This is a genomic window from Acidovorax sp. A1169, from assembly GCF_030704685.1.
GTDB lineage: Bacteria > Pseudomonadota > Gammaproteobacteria > Burkholderiales > Burkholderiaceae_C > Acidovorax.
The window spans coordinates 122711-136813 of sequence record NZ_JAUZDX010000002.1 but is presented as its reverse complement, the minus strand read 5'-3'; the positions used below and the strand labels follow the sequence as shown (position 1 = coordinate 136813).

Genomic DNA, 14103 nt, shown 5'->3' with positions numbered 1-14103 from the left:
AGCCCCGCGCATGGATTCGACCGTGAAGCGCGTCGCCGTGGTGGCCACCGGCGTCATCGGCGCCAGCTGGGCCGCCTACTTCCTGGCGCGCGGGCTGGACGTGGACGCCACCGACCCTTCGCCCGGTGCCGAGGAACGGCTGCGCGAGGCCGTGGCCACCCACTGGCCCACGCTGGAGCGCCAGGGGCTGGTGCCAGGCGCCAGTCTGGCACGCCTGGCCTTCCATGCCCGGCTGGAGGACGCGGTGGCCACGGCCGACTTCGTGCAGGAGAGCGGGCCCGAGCGCGCCGACTTCAAGGCCGAACTGTTCCGCCAGATCGATGCCGCTGCACCGGCGCACGCCATCCTGGCGTCGAGTTCCTCAGGCCTCTCGGTCACCGACATGCAGCAATCCTGCGCACGACCCGAGCGCGTGGTGCTGGGCCACCCGTTCAATCCACCGCACATGATCCCGCTGGTGGAGGTGGGCGGCGGGCAGCGCACCGCGCCCGAAGCCATCGAACGCGCCATGGCCTTCTACACCGCCATCGGCAAGCGCCCCATCCACGTGCGCCGCGAGATCAAGGGCCACATTGCCAACCGGCTGCAGGCCGCGCTGTGGCGCGAGGCCTTCCATCTGGTGAACGAGGGCGTGGCCACGGTCGCCGACATCGACACCGCCATCGCCCAGGGGCCCGGCCTGCGCTGGGCGCTGATGGGGCCGTTCATGAACCTGCACCTCTCGGGCGGTGCGGGCGGCGTGGCCCATGTACTGGCCCACCTGGGCGGACCCATCGAGAGCTGGTGGCAGGACCTGGGCACCCCCGCGATGACCGAGGCCTTGAAGCAGCAGGTGGTGCAGGGCGTGGCCGAAGAGCTGGGCGAGCGCAGCACCGAGGACCTGGCGCGCACGCGCGACGCCCTGCTGCTGGACCTGATCCGGGCCAAGCAGTCCTCGGGCCACCTGGACTGAACACAAGAAACGACACCAGAGACAACACGATGCACCCCGATTTCGTCGATGACCCCGCAGAGCTGGCGCCACCCCGCACCGTGCTCACGCACCTGGCCGACGGCGCCTTCACCCTGCAATCGCCCGAGCCGCTGGGCCCCTATGCCCGTTGCGTGGGCGAGTGGCTGGAGCGCTGGGCACGCGAGACACCCGACGCACTGGCCCTGGCCGAGCGCGACGACAGCGGCGAGGACTGGCGCCGCCTGACCTATGCCCAGCTGCGCCAGGCCGTGGGGGCCGTGGCCCAGTCGCTGCTCGACATGGACCTGCCCGCAGGCCGACCCATCGCCATCCTCTCGGACAACGCGGTGGACCATGCCGTGCTGATGCTGGCCGCCATGCACATCGGCCGCACGCCGTGCTCGCTGTCGAGCGCCTACGCACGCTCGCGCGACCCGGGGCGCCTGCACAGCATGCTGGCGGCGCTGGAGCCGTGCTTGGTCTATGCGTCGGATGCCCGCGCCTATGCGCCGGCCCTTGCGGGCTACTCCGGCAACGCCGTGCGGGTCTTCAGCCGCCATGCGCAGGAATGCCCCGGCGCCCTCGATTTTGCGCAGTTGCTCGCTGCCCGGGAAACACCGGCCGTGGTGCAGGCCTTCGAGGCCATCGCGCCCGACGACCATGCCAAGTACCTGCTGACCTCGGGCTCCACCGGACGGCCCAAGGTCGTCATCAACACCCACCGCATGCTGTGCGCCAACCAGCAGATGATGGCGCAGACCTGGCGCTTTCTCGACCACGAGAAGCTGGTGCTGGTGGAATGGCTGCCCTGGAGCCACACCTTTGGCGGCAACCACAACCTGAACATGGTGCTGTGCCACGGCGGCGCGCTCTACATCGACGAGGGGCGGCCCGCCCCTGGCCTGATCGAGAAGACGGTGCGCAACCTGCGCGAGGTGCGGCCCACGCTGCTCTTCAACGTGCCGCGCGGCTTCGACATGCTGCTGCCTTACCTGGAGGCCGACGACGCCCTGGCGGCACAGATCCTCTCGCGCCTGCGCCTGGCGTTCTATGCGGCGGCGGCACTGGCCCCATCGACCTGGCAGCGGCTCGAGGCCGTGGCCGCGCGAGCCCGGCCCGCGCAGCCGCTGTGGCTCACCACCTCGTGGGGTGCGACCGAGACGTCCCCGGCCATCACCACGGCGCACTGGCGCCTGCAGGGCGCGGGCTGCATCGGCGCGCCGCTGCCCGGGCTCACACTCAAGCTGGTGCCCAATGGCGGCAAGCTGGAGATGCGCGTCAAGGGCGTGTCGGTGTTCCCGGGCTACCGCAATGCGCCGCGCGAGACGGCGGCAGCGTTCGACGAAGACGGCTTCTACCGCATCGGCGATGCGGGCTTTCTGGCCGACACCGGACGGCCCGAGCGCGGCGTGGTCTTCAACGGCCGCGTGGCCGAGGACTTCAAGCTCTCCACCGGCAGTTGGGTCTCGGTGGGCACGCTGCGCGTGGAGCTGGTCTCGCAGCTCGCGCCGCTGGTGCAGGACATCGTGGTCACCGGGCACGACCGCGACGAGGTGGGCCTGCTGGTCTTCCCTTCCGCCGCCGGCGCGGCCGATGGCCCGAAGCTGGAGCGGGCCCTGCGCACGCTGATGCAGGCCCGGCGCAATGGCGGTGCGGGCTCGTCGCAGTGCCCCGCACGGGCCCTGGTGCTGTGCACGCCGCCCGATGCCGACGCCGGCGAGATCACCGACAAGGGCTACATCAACCAGGGTGCGGTGCTGGCCCAGCGCGAGGACGAGGTGCACGCCCTGCACGCGACGCCGCCGCGCGCGGACGTGATCGTCAGCGCATGAGCATGGCCAGCAGCACCACCGCGAGCAGCGCCAGGTAGACCTTGGCGTGCAGCCCATCGGGCAGGCGGCCCACGAAGCGCCCGCCCAGGCGAATGCCCAGCCAGGAGCCGGCGACCAGCACGGCAAAGGCCCGCAGGTCCACGAAGCCCGCGTGCCAGGCACCGAGCGGCGCGGCCTGCTCCCAGGCCAGCAGCACATAGGTCGCGGTGCCAGCCAGTGCCACCGGCAGCGACAGCGGGTTGGCCGCCGCCGTGGCCTGCACCATGGGCGCGCCGCGCCGGCGCATGAGCGGCACCGTCATCACACTGCCGCCCACCCCCAGGAAGGCGGCCACCGCACCGATGGCCAGCCCGAGCAAGGCCGTGAGCGGACCGGAGGGCTGCGGCTTGGAAGCCCCTGCACCATCTGCCACGCGCGGCCGGATGAAGCCCGGGCGCAGCAGCCCGTCGAGGATGGTGAGCGCCAGATAGGCCACAAAGGCCCAGCGCACCCAGTCGCTGCGCAGCATGGTGGCTGCGGCCGCGCCCGCCACCGAGCCCACGGCGATGAAGGCCAGCAGCGGCCGCACCTGCGCCCAATCCACATTGCCCGCCCGGTGGTGGCGCCGCGTGGCCAGTCCCGCGCCGACGATCATCACGCAGGTGGAGGTGGCGACCGCCACCTGCATGGCCGATTGGCACAGTGGGCTGTCGGCACCATGCATGTGCACCAGCGTGCGGTACAGCACGGGCACGACGACGAAGCCGCCACCGAAGCCGAAGAGCACGGTGGTGACTCCGGCCAGGGTGCCGAACACGGCCAGGACAAGGTAGAACTCCATGCGCGCATTCCATTGCAAAAAAACACCATGCCAGCTTAGGCTGCAGTGGCCTGGCCGGCTTTCGCCGGCAGGTCAATAATGTTTGCATTTCAGCCAAAGCACCCGGAGCATGCGCAACACGCCCCTGCACACCGTCGACGCCGTGGACCGCCCGGTCCTGGCCATCGCCACCGACTACCCCGCAGGCACCCTGCTCGACACGCACAGCCACCGGCGTGCGCAGTTCCTCTACGGCGCCACGGGCATCATGGAAGTCGGCACGAACGATGGCGCCTGGGTGGTGCCGACCAGCAGCGGCGTGTGGATACCGGCGGGCAAGCCGCATCGCGTGCGCATGGTGGGCGTGAGCACCTGCAGCCTCTACATCGAGCCGCAGGCCGTACCTCGGCACGTCTCGCAATGCGAGGTGCTGCAGGTCTCGCCGCTGCTGCGCCAGCTGCTGCTGGATTCGGCCGAGCTGCCGGCGCAGTATGAGTTGAGCGGGCGCGATGGCGCCTTGGCGCAGCTGATGCTGCACGAGTTGCAGCGCGCACCGACCCTGCCCTTCTTCGCTCCCATGCCGCGCGAGCCTGCGCTGGCGGCACTGTGCGCAGCCTTTCTGCACAACCCGCAGGTCCACGCAGCGCCCGATGCCTGGGCACGGCAGTTGCACAAGAGCGAGCGCAGCTTCACGCGCTTCTTTCGCCTGCAGACCGGCATGTCGTTCGGCGAGTGGCGCCAGCAGGCCTGCCTGCTGGCGGCGCTGTCGCGCCTGTCGCGCGGTGACGCCGTCACCACGGTGGCGCTGGACCTGGGCTACGAGAGCCCCGGGGCCTTTTCCACCATGTTCCGCAAGCGACTGGGGCGCCCGCCATCGGAGTTCCTGCCCGCTTGATGGCGCGCAGCAAGGCGCTGCAGGCGTTGTAAAAATCACGCTATCCAAAGGCCGCTGAGGTTCTGCGGTCTTGTCCTATAGCGCTTGTGCGCGCACTGCTTCTAAAATCGCGCACCTCCCCGCACATGCAGGGGGGCACCGTGCAACTTTGAAACGAAGAACAAACATCATGGCAACTGCAAAGAAAACCACCGCTGTCGCGAAGGCAGCACCCGCAGCGAAGAAGGCTGCAGCACCCGTGGCCAAGAAGGTCGCAGCACCTGTCGCCAAGAAGGCAGCGCCTGCTGCCAAGAAGGCCGCAGCCCCCGCAGCGAAGAAGGCTGCACCCGCCGCCGCAGCAACGCCCGCAGCGCTCAAGCCCATCAAGACCGCCTTCAACAAGACGACCCTGGTGGCCCACCTGGCCGAGCAATCGGGCGTGGACCCCAAGGCCACCAAGGCCGTGCTGGCAGCGCTCGAAGCCGCCATCCTTGGCTCCGTGCACAAGAAGGGCTCCGGAGAATTCACGCTGCCTGGCGTGCTGAAGATCGGCCTGCAGCAAGTGCCCGCCAAGAAGAAGCGCTTCGGCAAGGACCCCTTCACCGGTGCCGAGCGCTGGTTCCCGGCCAAGCCCGCTGCCGTGAAGATCAAGACCCGCGCGCTCAAGAAGCTCAAGGACGCAACGGCCTGATCGGCCCATCCCTGTGCGCGTGCAGCCTGCGGCCGCACGCGCACAGGGAAAAAGAAGGCCTGCAACGGGCCTTCCTGGAGCAGTCTTTCCAGGTTTCGGATCGAAAGCCCAGGCGCTGCATCTGCATCGCCTGGGCTTTTTTCATTTTACTTTCCCGCCTCTTTCGATCACGCCTGGCGCTGCTGCCAAAGCACGTCCAGCACATGCTGCGTGGCCTTCTCCATCGCGCCGGCGCGGTGCGCCAGGCCCAGGGGCCGCCACAGCACCGGGCGCAGGGCCAGCATGCGGATGCGCGGGTCGGGCGGCGTGGCAACCGCAGCCTCGTGCGGCAGCAGCGTGGCGCCATAGCCGGCGGCCACCAGGCTCTTGATCGCATCGTTGTAGTTGAGCTCTATGCGCGCCCGGGGCTGCTCGCCGGCCAACGCGAACCACTCACCCGTCAGGCGCGAGAGGCTGGTGCCCTCGTCGTTGAGGATCAGCGGCTGGCCCGCCAGCCAGTGCGGCGTGGCCCGCGTGGGCGCCGGCCATCGCGCCGGCACGAAGGCCATGACCGGGTCGCGCCGCCAGGGCTCCACCTGCACGCCGGGAACCGGCGGCTGGGGCAGCGCCACCAGGCCCACGTCGAGCGTGCCGCCGGCCAGCCGGGCCATGGTGTCGTGCGAGGTCAGCACCGCCACCTGCACGTCGATGTCCGGGTGCTGCTGGCCCAGCACCTCCAGCGCCTGCGGAAGCAGGTGGGCGATGGCCCCGGTGGAGGCCCCCAGCCGCACGCGGCCCGCCAGGCCCTGCACCTGGCGCTGCACCATGGCCAGGGTGTCATCGGCATCGGCCAGCAGGCGCCGGGCACGCTCGACCAGGGCCTCGCCCACGCCGGTGGCGCGCACCTCGCCGCGCTTGCGCAGCAGCAGCGGCGCGCCCACCTGCGCCTCCAGGTCGGCCATGTGCAGACTCACCGTGGGCGCCGCCAGGTGCAGCACGCGCGCGGCTTCGGCAAATGATCCCAGGTCGGCAATGGTGACCAGGGTGCGCAATCGGTCCAGGTTCAGTTCACGCATGTCGTTCAGAAATCCTGATGCTGATGGTTGTGAAATTCAACTTTTCAAATTCTACGCAGCGGCTGAAGATCACGCATCCCCCATTTGGAACACACCAGGAGCACCCCGCATGAGCGACACCGCACCGCTTGTCTTCATCGATGGCGACCAGGGCACCACCGGCCTGCAGATCCATGAGCGCCTGCAGGGCCGCACCGACCTGCAGTTGCTGACCCTGCCCGAGCAGGACCGCAAGGACCCGGCGCGCCGCGCCCAGGCCATCAACGCCTGCGACATCGCCGTGCTCTGCCTGCCCGACGGGCCCGCGCGCGAAGCGGCCGCCTCCGTCACAAACCCGGCCGTGCGCGTGATCGACGCCAGCTCCGCCCACCGCACCGATGCCGGCTGGGTCTACGGCTTTCCCGAGATGGACGCCGGCCAGGCCGAGCGCATTGCCAATGCCCGGCGCGTGACCAACCCCGGCTGCTACCCCACGGGCGCCATCGCGCTGCTGCGCCCGCTGGTGCAGGCCGGCCTGGTGCCTGCGGACCACCCCCTGTCGATACACGCCGTGTCGGGCTACTCCGGCGGTGGGCGAGCGCGCGTGCAGGAGCACGAGGCACCGGGCGCCAAGGCTCCCGCCTTCCAGGTCTATGGCCTGCGCCTGGCGCACAAGCACACGCCAGAAATCGAACGGTATGCGGGCCTGTCGGTGCGGCCCTTCTTTCTGCCGGCCTATGGAGCCTTCCGCCAGGGCATCGTGCTGACCATCCCCCTGCATCTGCGCAGCTTGCCCGCAGGCACTACCGCCGGGAAGATCCACCAGGCCCTGGCGCAGCACTATGCCGACCAGCGCCATGTGGAGGTCACGGGGTTGGTCGAGGCCGAATCCACCGAGCACCTGGACCCCGAGGCGCTGAACGGCAGCAACCAGCTGCGTCTGTCCGTGTTTGCCAACCAGCAGCACGGGCAGGTGCTGCTCGCCGCCGTGTTCGACAACCTGGGCAAGGGGGCATCGGGCGCGGCCGTGCAGAACCTGGGCCTGATGCTGGAGCGCATGGCCCAGGATTGACTACTTTTCAGCGGCGCTAATCAATCCCTCAGAAATCATTGATTGTGTGGCGCCCGATAGCCGGGCAGACTCGCGCGCCTCATCCACTACCAGAGGCAACATCCATGAAGGTTTGCATCATCGGCGCGGGCGCCATCGGCGGATTCATCGGCACCCGCCTGGCGGCAGCCGGCAGTGCCCAGGTGAGTGCCGTGGCGCGCGGCGCCACGCTGGCCGCGCTCAAGGACCACGGCTGGCGCCTGCAGACCGCGGACGGGCTTGTGCAGGCGCCAGCGCACGCCACGGACCGGCCGGTCGACCTGGGCGTGCAGGACCTGGTGGTCATCGCCGTCAAGGGCCCCGCGCTGGCCAGCGTGGCGCAGGGCATTGCGCCGCTGCTGGGGCCCGAGACCCTGGTGCTGCCCGCCATGAACGGCGTGCCCTGGTGGTTCTGCCAGGGCGTGGCGGGCTGGGGCGACGAGCCGCTGGCCAGCGTGGACCCCGGCGACCGCATTGCCAGCGCCATCCCCCTGCACCATGTGGTGGGCTGCGTCGTGCACGCCGCCACCTCCACACCCGAGCCCGGGCTGGTGCAGCACAAGATGGGCCGGGGCCTGGTCATCGGCGAGCCCGCAGGCGGGCGCAGCGAGCGCGTGCAGCGCTTGGCCGACATGCTGAACCACGCAGGCTTCGAGGCCACGCACTCGGCCGACGTGCGCTACGACATCTGGTACAAGCTGTGGGGCAACATGACCATGAACCCGGTCTCGGCCATCACCGGTGCCACGGTAGACCGCCTGCTCGACGACGACCTTGTACGCGGCTTCTGCACCGCCGCTATGCAGGAGGCCGGTCGCATCGGCGCACGCATCGGCTGCCCTATCGCGCAAAGCCCCGAAGAGCGCCATGCCCTCACGCGCAAACTCGGCGCCTTCAAGACCTCGATGCTGCAGGACGTGGAGGCTGGCCGTGCGCTGGAGATCGACGCCATCGTGGCGGCGGTGCAGGAGATCGGCCACCGGGTGGCCGAACCCTCGCCGAACATCGACGCCTTGCTGGGCCTGGTGCGCCTGTTCGCCCGCGTGCGCGGGCTGTACCCGCAGGCTACCCAGGCGTCATGAATCCTTGTCGCCAGCGGCCACAGCCAGCTGGTGCAGGTGCTCTACCAGCATGCGCGCGGCGGGCGAAAGCCGCTTTTCATCGTTGAAGCAGATGGCAAAGCGCCGCTGGGCCCAGTCGTCCGTGAGCGGCAGCACGCGGATGCCAAGGCTGGCGGCCACCGGCTCGGCCACCTCGCGCGGCACCACGGCAATGCCCAGGCCGGCGCGCACGCAGCGCATCGACGCGTCGAAGGTACTGACCACCGCCCGGTAGTTGATGGGCCGCCCGATGATGGCCGCGGCCCGCGCCAGCATGGTGTGCACCGCCGTCGATGCGGGCAGGCCCACCTGGTCGAAGCCCAGCGTGTCCTCGAACGCGCAGCGCCTGCGCCGGGCCAGCGGGTGCGAAAGCGGCGTGACGATGGCCAGGTGGTCGCGCCGGTAGCTGCGCGTCTGCAGGCCGGCCAGGTCCGCCGCATCCCAGCACACGCCCACGGGCACCACCCCTTCGCGCAGGCCGCGCACCAGTTCGCTGCTGACCGCTTCCTCGATGTCGATGCGGATGTCGCGGTGCGCGGGCACCTGCAGGAAAGAGGCAATGTCGTCGGGCAAAAACTCCGCGATCGACGACACCGTGGCCAGGATGCGCACCTGCCCCGTGATGCCGTTGCCATAGGCTGCCATGTCGCGCCCCACGCGGTCGGCCGCCGCCAGCATGGCCCGGGCATGCTCCAGCAGGATCTCGCCGGCCCCCGTGGGCACCACGCCCCGGCGGCGCCGCTCAATCAGCGTATTGCCCACGGTCTGCTCGAGCAGCGCCAGGCGCTTGCTGATGGCCGAGGGCACGATGTGGTGCAGCTGTGCGGCGCGGGCGATGTTGCGCGCCTCGCAGACGGCCACGAAAAGCCGCAGGGTGGTCAGGTCCAGGTCGCGCATGGGGATGGGTGCTCCTGCCGTTCCCAACGGGAACGTTATTGCTTCCAGAATACCGCTTTATCAATGCATCGGGAATGCCTACAGTCCCATCCGAGAGCACACATTGCAGTGCGCCCCACCCGGAGACACCCCATGCCCCCCTTGAGCGAGCGCCTGCCGCGCACTGCCGTCATCCGCGAAGTCGGCCCGCGCGATGGCCTGCAGAGCATTGCCACCATCCTGCCCACCGAGCACAAGCGCGCATGGATACGCGCTGCCCACGCAGCCGGCCAGCGCGAGATCGAGGTGGGCTCGTTCGTGCCAGCCCGGCTGCTGCCGCAGCTGGCCGACACGGCCGAGCTGCTGACCTTTGCCAAGACCCTGCCGGGGCTGTTCGCCTCGGTGCTGGTGCCCAACCTGCGCGGTGCCGAAAGCGCCATCGCGGGCGGTGCCGACCTGATGATCGTGCCGCTGTCGGCCAGCCATGCCCACAGCCTGGCCAACCTGCGCAAGACGCCCGACGAGGTGGTGGCCGAGGTGGCGCGCATCCGCGCCGCGCGCGACGCCGCCGGCTCGCGCACGCTGATCGAAGGCGGCGTGGGCACGGCCTTCGGCTGCACGCTGCAAGGCCATGTCGCCAAGAGCGAGGTGCTGCGCCTGATGCAGGCCCTGCTCGACGCCGGCGCCGACCGCGTGAGCCTGGCCGACACCGTGGGATACGCCGACCCGGCCATGGTGCGCGACCTGTTCGAAGACGCCGTACGCCTGGCGGGCGAGCGATTCTGGTGCGGGCACTTCCACGACACGCGCGGCCTGGGCCTGGCCAATGTGGCTGCGGCGCTGGAGGTGGGCGTGTCCCGCTTCGACGCCTGCCTGGCCGGCATCGGCGGCTGCCCGCACGCCCCCGGCGCCAGCGGCAACGTATCGACCGAGGACCTGGCTTACATGCTCGGCAGCATGGGCATCGCCACCGGCATCGATATTGCCGCGCTGTTGACGCTGCGCACCCAGATGGCCGGGTGGCTGGACGGCGAGACGCTGCACGGCACCCTGTGGCGCGCAGGCCTGCCCAAGACCTTTCCCCACCAGGCGGCCGTTGCCGCCTGAATTGCACCGCCCCAAGGAACCCGCCATGAGCCCCACCCCAGAACCGCGCCTGCCCCTCACGGGCATCCGCGTCCTCGAATTCACCCACATGGTCATGGGCCCCACCTGCGGCATGGTGCTGGCCGACCTGGGTGCCGAGGTCATCAAGGTCGAGCCGCCCGGTGGCGACAAGACGCGCGAGCTGCCGGGCCTCGGGATCGGCTTTTTCCGCTCGTTCAACCGCAACAAGAAGAGCGTGGTGATCGACATCGGCACCGAAGACGGCCGTGCGACTGCAGCCGAGCTGGCGGGCGAGTGCGACGTGGTGCTGGAGAACTTTCGCCCCGGGCTGATGGCCGGCTTCGGGCTGGACTACGAGACGCTGTCCCAGCGTTTTCCGCGCCTGATCTATGTGACGCACAAGGGCTTCATGCCCAGCCCCTACGAAAACCGGCTGGCGCTGGACGAGGTGGTGCAGATGATGGGCGGTCTGTCGTACATGACCGGCCCCGTGGGCCGGCCGCTGCGCGCGGGTACCTCGGTCAACGACATCATGGGCGGCATGTTCGGCGCCATCGGCGTGCTGGCCGCGCTGCGCGAGCGTGAGTTCACCGGCCGGGGCCAGGAGATCCAGAGCGCGCTGTTCGAGAACTGCGTGTTCCTGTCGTCCCAGCACATGCAGCAGTTCGCCATGACCGGCGAGGCGCCGCCGCCCATGCCCTCGCGCGTGTCGGCCTGGAGCGTGTACGACGTGTTCACGCTGGCCGACGGGGAGCAGCTCTTCATCGGCGCGGTCAGCGACAAGCAGTTCCTCACGCTGTGCCGCGTGATCGAGGCGCCCGAACTCGCCGCCGACCCGGCCCTGGCCACCAACACCCTGCGCGTGGGCGTGCGCCCGGCCTTGCTGCAAAAGCTCGGCGCCATCCTGCAGCAGCACCGCGTGCAGGAGCTGGCACCGAAGTTGGAAGCGGCCGGCATCCCCTACGCGCCCATCGTGCGGCCCGACCAGCTGATGGACGACCCGCACCTCAAGGCCAGCGGCGGCCTGGTACCCATGCAGACCGACGACGGCAGCATGACCGACGTGGTGCTGCTGCCCTTGCGCATGGATGGGCGCCGCCCCGGCGTGCGCCGCCCTCTGCCCAAAGTAGGCGAGCACACCGAGGAAATCCTCGCCGGCCTGCCCAGCCGGGTGCCGGCCTGATCCCTTTTTCGCAAACCGACAAGAACCACAGGAGACAAGCACCATGCAAGCCACCGCCATTTCCTTCCAGCCCCACCGCCGCGCCGCCCTCTGGCTGGCCGGCCTGGCCCTGTGCGGCGCCGCCGCCACCACCGTGCGCGCCAACGACAAGCCCATCCGCATGGTGCTGCCCGTGGGCGCCGGCTCGGGGGTGGACACCATCATGCGGGCGGCCGCACCGCAGCTGATCAAGGCGCTGGGCGGCCAGAGCGTGGTGATCGAGAACCTGCCCGGCGCGGGCGGCATCACCGGCGCCTCGGTCATCGTGCGTGCGCCGGCCGACGGGCTCACGCTGGGCGTGGTGTCCAACAACCATGTGGTCAACCCCAGCGTGTTCAAGAAGATGCCGTTCGACGCCGTGGGCGACATCACACCGATCACGGTGGTGGGCGCCACGCCCTTCGTGCTGGTGGTCAACCCCAAGGTGGCCGCGAAGAACGCCAAGGAGCTGCAGGCCCTGCTCAAGGCCAAGCCCGACGGGTACAACTACGCCTCCTCGGGCAACGGCACCATCATCCACCTGGCGGGCGCCATGTTCATGGAGGCGGCGGGCGTGGACGTGCGCCACATCCCCTACAAGGGCGTGGGCCCCATGGTCACGGACATGGTGAGCGGCCAGGTCGAGATCGGCGTGGTGGCGCTGCCCGCCGTGCAGGGCCAGCTCAAGAGCGGTGCCCTGCGCGCGATCGGCATCATGGGCAAGCAGCGCGTGGCCTCGCTGCCCGACCTGCCGACCATCGCCGAGCAGGGCTTCCCGGATGTGGACGTGGCCGGCTGGTTCGCCGTGGTCGGCCCGGCCAAGCTGCCGCCTGCCGAGGTCAAGCGCCTGCATGCCGCCGTGGTGGCGGCCTTCGCCATGCCGGAAACCAAAGAAGCCATGGCCAAGCAGGAGAACATCATCAACCCCATGGCGCCCGAAGCCTCGCTGCAGTTCTTCAAGACCGAGCAGGAGCGCTATGCCCGGTTGGTGAAAAAGGCGGGCGTGACGGTCGAGTGAGTTCGCTGAACGCCGGGCATTGACCCGCCCGCCAGGGCCGGTATGCCGGGCACGCAGGAACCTGCACGCAACCCGCGCCCCACAATGGCCTGCGAGGCGCCTCCATCGGGGACGGCGCAGCCCCACCTTGCCCACCCTGCACGCCACACACCATGAGCACCCCCTACCAGTCCGGCTTTGGAAATGAATTCGCCACCGAGGCGCTCGCAGGCGCCCTGCCGGTGGGCCGCAACTCGCCGCAGCGCTGCCCCTACGGCCTGTATGCCGAGCAGCTGAGCGGCACGGCCTTCACCGCGCTGCGTGCGGACAACCGCCGCTCCTGGCTGTACCGCATCCGCCCGTCGGCCATGCACACGCCGTTCGAGCGCATCGAGGATGGGCGCATCGTGAGCGCCTTCGACGCGGTGCCCACGCCCCCCAACCAGCTGCGCTGGAGCCCCCTGCCCATGCCCACCGAGCCCACCGACTTCGTGCAGGGCATCGTCACCATGGCCGGCAATGGCGACCCGCACGCCCAGAACGGCGCAGCCATGCACCTGTACGCGGCCAACCGGTCGATGGAGCGGCGCGTGTTCTACAACGCCGATGGCGAAATGCTCATCGTGCCGCAGCAGGGCCGCCAGCGCTTCGTGACGGAGCTGGGCGTGATCGACGCCGAGCCGCAGGAGATCGTGGTGATACCGCGCGGCGTGCGCTTTCGCGTGGAGCTGCCGGACGGCGAGGCGCGCGGCTACATCTGCGAGAACTATGGCGCCAACTTTCGCCTGCCCGACCTGGGCCCCATCGGCTCCAACGGCCTGGCCAACCCGCGCGACTTCCTCACGCCGCATGCGGCCTACGAGGACATCGACGCGCCGTACGAGCTGGTGGCCAAGTTCATGGGCCACCTGTGGTCGGCGAAGATGGCGCACTCGCCCATCGACGTGGTGGCCTGGCATGGCAACTACGCGCCGTACAAGTACGACCTCAGGCGCTTCAACGCCATCGGCTCGATCAGCTACGACCACCCGGACCCGTCGATCTTCCTGGTGCTGCACAGCGCCTCGGACACGCCGGGCGTGAGCAACATCGACTTCGTGGTCTTCCCGCCGCGCACGCTGGTGATGCAGGACACCTTCCGTCCGCCCTGGTTCCACCGCAACATCGCCAGCGAGTTCATGGGCCTGGTGCATGGCGTCTACGACGCCAAGGCCGAGGGCTTCCTGCCCGGCGGCGCCAGCCTGCACAACAGCATGACGGGCCACGGGCCGGATGCCGAGACCTTCGAGAAGGCCAGCAACGCCGATCTTTCGGTGCCGCACGCCATCAAGGACACCATGGCCTTCATGTTCGAGACCCGCTGCGTGCAGCGCCCCACCGCGCAGGCGCTGCAGTCGGCGCAGCTGCAGGACGACTACTACCGCTGCTGGCAGGGCCTGCGCAAGCATTTCGATGCCGGCAAGCCCTGAAGCCACCAACACCCTGGACAGCGGCACGCTGCAGGCCTGGTCCACGCGGGTGCTTGTGGGCTTCGGGGTGGCCGAAGAGCC

At 69.7% G+C, this 14103-nt stretch carries 13 protein-coding genes; 10 read left to right on the top strand and 3 right to left on the bottom strand.

Going from position 1 to position 14103, the window contains the following annotated elements:
- The first annotated feature begins 10 nt into the window (after nucleotides 1-10).
- Together QYL93_RS03875 and QYL93_RS03870 are read left to right on the top strand one after the other, a co-directional pair.
- Nucleotides 11-952, top strand: coding sequence for a 3-hydroxyacyl-CoA dehydrogenase NAD-binding domain-containing protein (locus QYL93_RS03875; RefSeq protein ID WP_305742427.1), 942 nt, complete (start codon nucleotides 11-13; stop codon nucleotides 950-952).
- Between the two features lie 29 nt (nucleotides 953-981).
- Complete coding sequence (locus QYL93_RS03870) at nucleotides 982-2784, top strand: feruloyl-CoA synthase (protein ID WP_305742426.1); 1803 nt, start codon at nucleotides 982-984, stop codon at nucleotides 2782-2784.
- Here QYL93_RS03870 and QYL93_RS03865 read toward each other — a convergent pair.
- Nucleotides 2774-3604 carry a sulfite exporter TauE/SafE family protein gene (locus QYL93_RS03865; protein ID WP_305742425.1) on the bottom strand — a complete coding sequence of 277 codons (831 nt, stop codon included), beginning with the start codon at nucleotides 3602-3604 and terminating at the stop codon, nucleotides 2774-2776. The genes QYL93_RS03870 and QYL93_RS03865 overlap by 11 nt on opposite strands.
- A gap of 109 nt (nucleotides 3605-3713) precedes the next feature.
- On the opposite strand from QYL93_RS03865, the gene QYL93_RS03860 reads away from it, so the two are divergent.
- Together QYL93_RS03860 and QYL93_RS03855 are read left to right on the top strand one after the other, a co-directional pair.
- Complete coding sequence (locus QYL93_RS03860; protein WP_305742424.1) at nucleotides 3714-4478, top strand: helix-turn-helix transcriptional regulator; 765 nt, start codon at nucleotides 3714-3716, stop codon at nucleotides 4476-4478.
- A gap of 169 nt (nucleotides 4479-4647) precedes the next feature.
- A complete protein-coding gene (locus QYL93_RS03855) occupies nucleotides 4648-5148 on the top strand; it encodes an HU family DNA-binding protein (RefSeq protein ID WP_305742423.1) in 501 nt (166 codons plus the stop codon).
- Between the two features lie 167 nt (nucleotides 5149-5315).
- On the opposite strand, the gene QYL93_RS03850 is transcribed toward QYL93_RS03855, so the two are convergent.
- Nucleotides 5316-6203 carry a LysR family transcriptional regulator gene (locus tag QYL93_RS03850; protein ID WP_305742422.1) on the bottom strand — a complete coding sequence of 296 codons (888 nt, stop codon included), beginning with the start codon at nucleotides 6201-6203 and terminating at the stop codon, nucleotides 5316-5318.
- A gap of 109 nt (nucleotides 6204-6312) precedes the next feature.
- Between QYL93_RS03850 and argC the strand changes: the two genes are divergently transcribed.
- Both argC and QYL93_RS03840 read left to right on the top strand, forming a co-directional pair.
- On the top strand, nucleotides 6313-7254 hold the full coding sequence (gene argC, locus QYL93_RS03845; protein ID WP_305742421.1) for an N-acetyl-gamma-glutamyl-phosphate reductase: 942 nt from the start codon (nucleotides 6313-6315) through the stop codon (nucleotides 7252-7254).
- Between the two features lie 104 nt (nucleotides 7255-7358).
- Nucleotides 7359-8354, top strand: coding sequence for a 2-dehydropantoate 2-reductase (locus QYL93_RS03840; RefSeq protein ID WP_305742420.1), 996 nt, complete (start codon nucleotides 7359-7361; stop codon nucleotides 8352-8354).
- Here QYL93_RS03840 and QYL93_RS03835 read toward each other — a convergent pair.
- Nucleotides 8349-9269, bottom strand: a complete 921-nt coding sequence (locus tag QYL93_RS03835; protein WP_305742419.1) for a LysR family transcriptional regulator — start codon at nucleotides 9267-9269, stop codon at nucleotides 8349-8351. The genes QYL93_RS03840 and QYL93_RS03835 overlap by 6 nt on opposite strands.
- Before the next feature lie 132 nt (nucleotides 9270-9401).
- On the opposite strand from QYL93_RS03835, the gene QYL93_RS03830 reads away from it, so the two are divergent.
- The 4 genes from QYL93_RS03830 to hmgA all read left to right on the top strand — a co-directional run bounded on the left by QYL93_RS03830 (nucleotide 9402) and on the right by hmgA (nucleotide 14022).
- Nucleotides 9402-10355 (top strand): hydroxymethylglutaryl-CoA lyase, encoded by a 954-nt coding sequence (locus tag QYL93_RS03830; protein WP_305742418.1) that lies wholly within the window; start codon nucleotides 9402-9404, stop codon nucleotides 10353-10355.
- 25 nt (nucleotides 10356-10380) lie between these two features.
- Nucleotides 10381-11538: a CaiB/BaiF CoA-transferase family protein gene (locus QYL93_RS03825; RefSeq protein ID WP_305742417.1), complete on the top strand. Its 1158-nt coding sequence runs from the start codon at nucleotides 10381-10383 to the stop codon at nucleotides 11536-11538.
- A 43-nt stretch (nucleotides 11539-11581) separates the two neighbouring features.
- A complete protein-coding gene (locus QYL93_RS03820; RefSeq protein WP_305742416.1) occupies nucleotides 11582-12574 on the top strand; it encodes a tripartite tricarboxylate transporter substrate binding protein in 993 nt (330 codons plus the stop codon).
- A gap of 152 nt (nucleotides 12575-12726) precedes the next feature.
- Complete coding sequence (gene hmgA / locus QYL93_RS03815; RefSeq protein WP_305742415.1) at nucleotides 12727-14022, top strand: homogentisate 1,2-dioxygenase; 1296 nt, start codon at nucleotides 12727-12729, stop codon at nucleotides 14020-14022.
- Nucleotides 14023-14103 lie beyond the last annotated feature (81 nt).

Coding starts and splice junctions, on each gene's coding strand:
- QYL93_RS03830 (WP_305742418.1), top strand. CDS start 9,402: ATGCCCCCCTTGAGCGAGCGCCTGCCGCGCACTGCCGTCATCCGCGAA.
- QYL93_RS03875 (WP_305742427.1), top strand. CDS start 11: ATGGATTCGACCGTGAAGCGCGTCGCCGTGGTGGCCACCGGCGTCATC.
- QYL93_RS03820 (WP_305742416.1), top strand. CDS start 11,582: ATGCAAGCCACCGCCATTTCCTTCCAGCCCCACCGCCGCGCCGCCCTC.
- QYL93_RS03840 (WP_305742420.1), top strand. CDS start 7,359: ATGAAGGTTTGCATCATCGGCGCGGGCGCCATCGGCGGATTCATCGGC.
- QYL93_RS03870 (WP_305742426.1), top strand. CDS start 982: ATGCACCCCGATTTCGTCGATGACCCCGCAGAGCTGGCGCCACCCCGC.
- QYL93_RS03850 (WP_305742422.1), bottom strand. CDS start 6,203: ATGCGTGAACTGAACCTGGACCGATTGCGCACCCTGGTCACCATTGCC.
- QYL93_RS03855 (WP_305742423.1), top strand. CDS start 4,648: ATGGCAACTGCAAAGAAAACCACCGCTGTCGCGAAGGCAGCACCCGCA.
- hmgA (WP_305742415.1), top strand. CDS start 12,727: ATGAGCACCCCCTACCAGTCCGGCTTTGGAAATGAATTCGCCACCGAG.
- QYL93_RS03865 (WP_305742425.1), bottom strand. CDS start 3,604: ATGGAGTTCTACCTTGTCCTGGCCGTGTTCGGCACCCTGGCCGGAGTC.
- argC (WP_305742421.1), top strand. CDS start 6,313: ATGAGCGACACCGCACCGCTTGTCTTCATCGATGGCGACCAGGGCACC.
- QYL93_RS03860 (WP_305742424.1), top strand. CDS start 3,714: ATGCGCAACACGCCCCTGCACACCGTCGACGCCGTGGACCGCCCGGTC.
- QYL93_RS03825 (WP_305742417.1), top strand. CDS start 10,381: ATGAGCCCCACCCCAGAACCGCGCCTGCCCCTCACGGGCATCCGCGTC.
- QYL93_RS03835 (WP_305742419.1), bottom strand. CDS start 9,269: ATGCGCGACCTGGACCTGACCACCCTGCGGCTTTTCGTGGCCGTCTGC.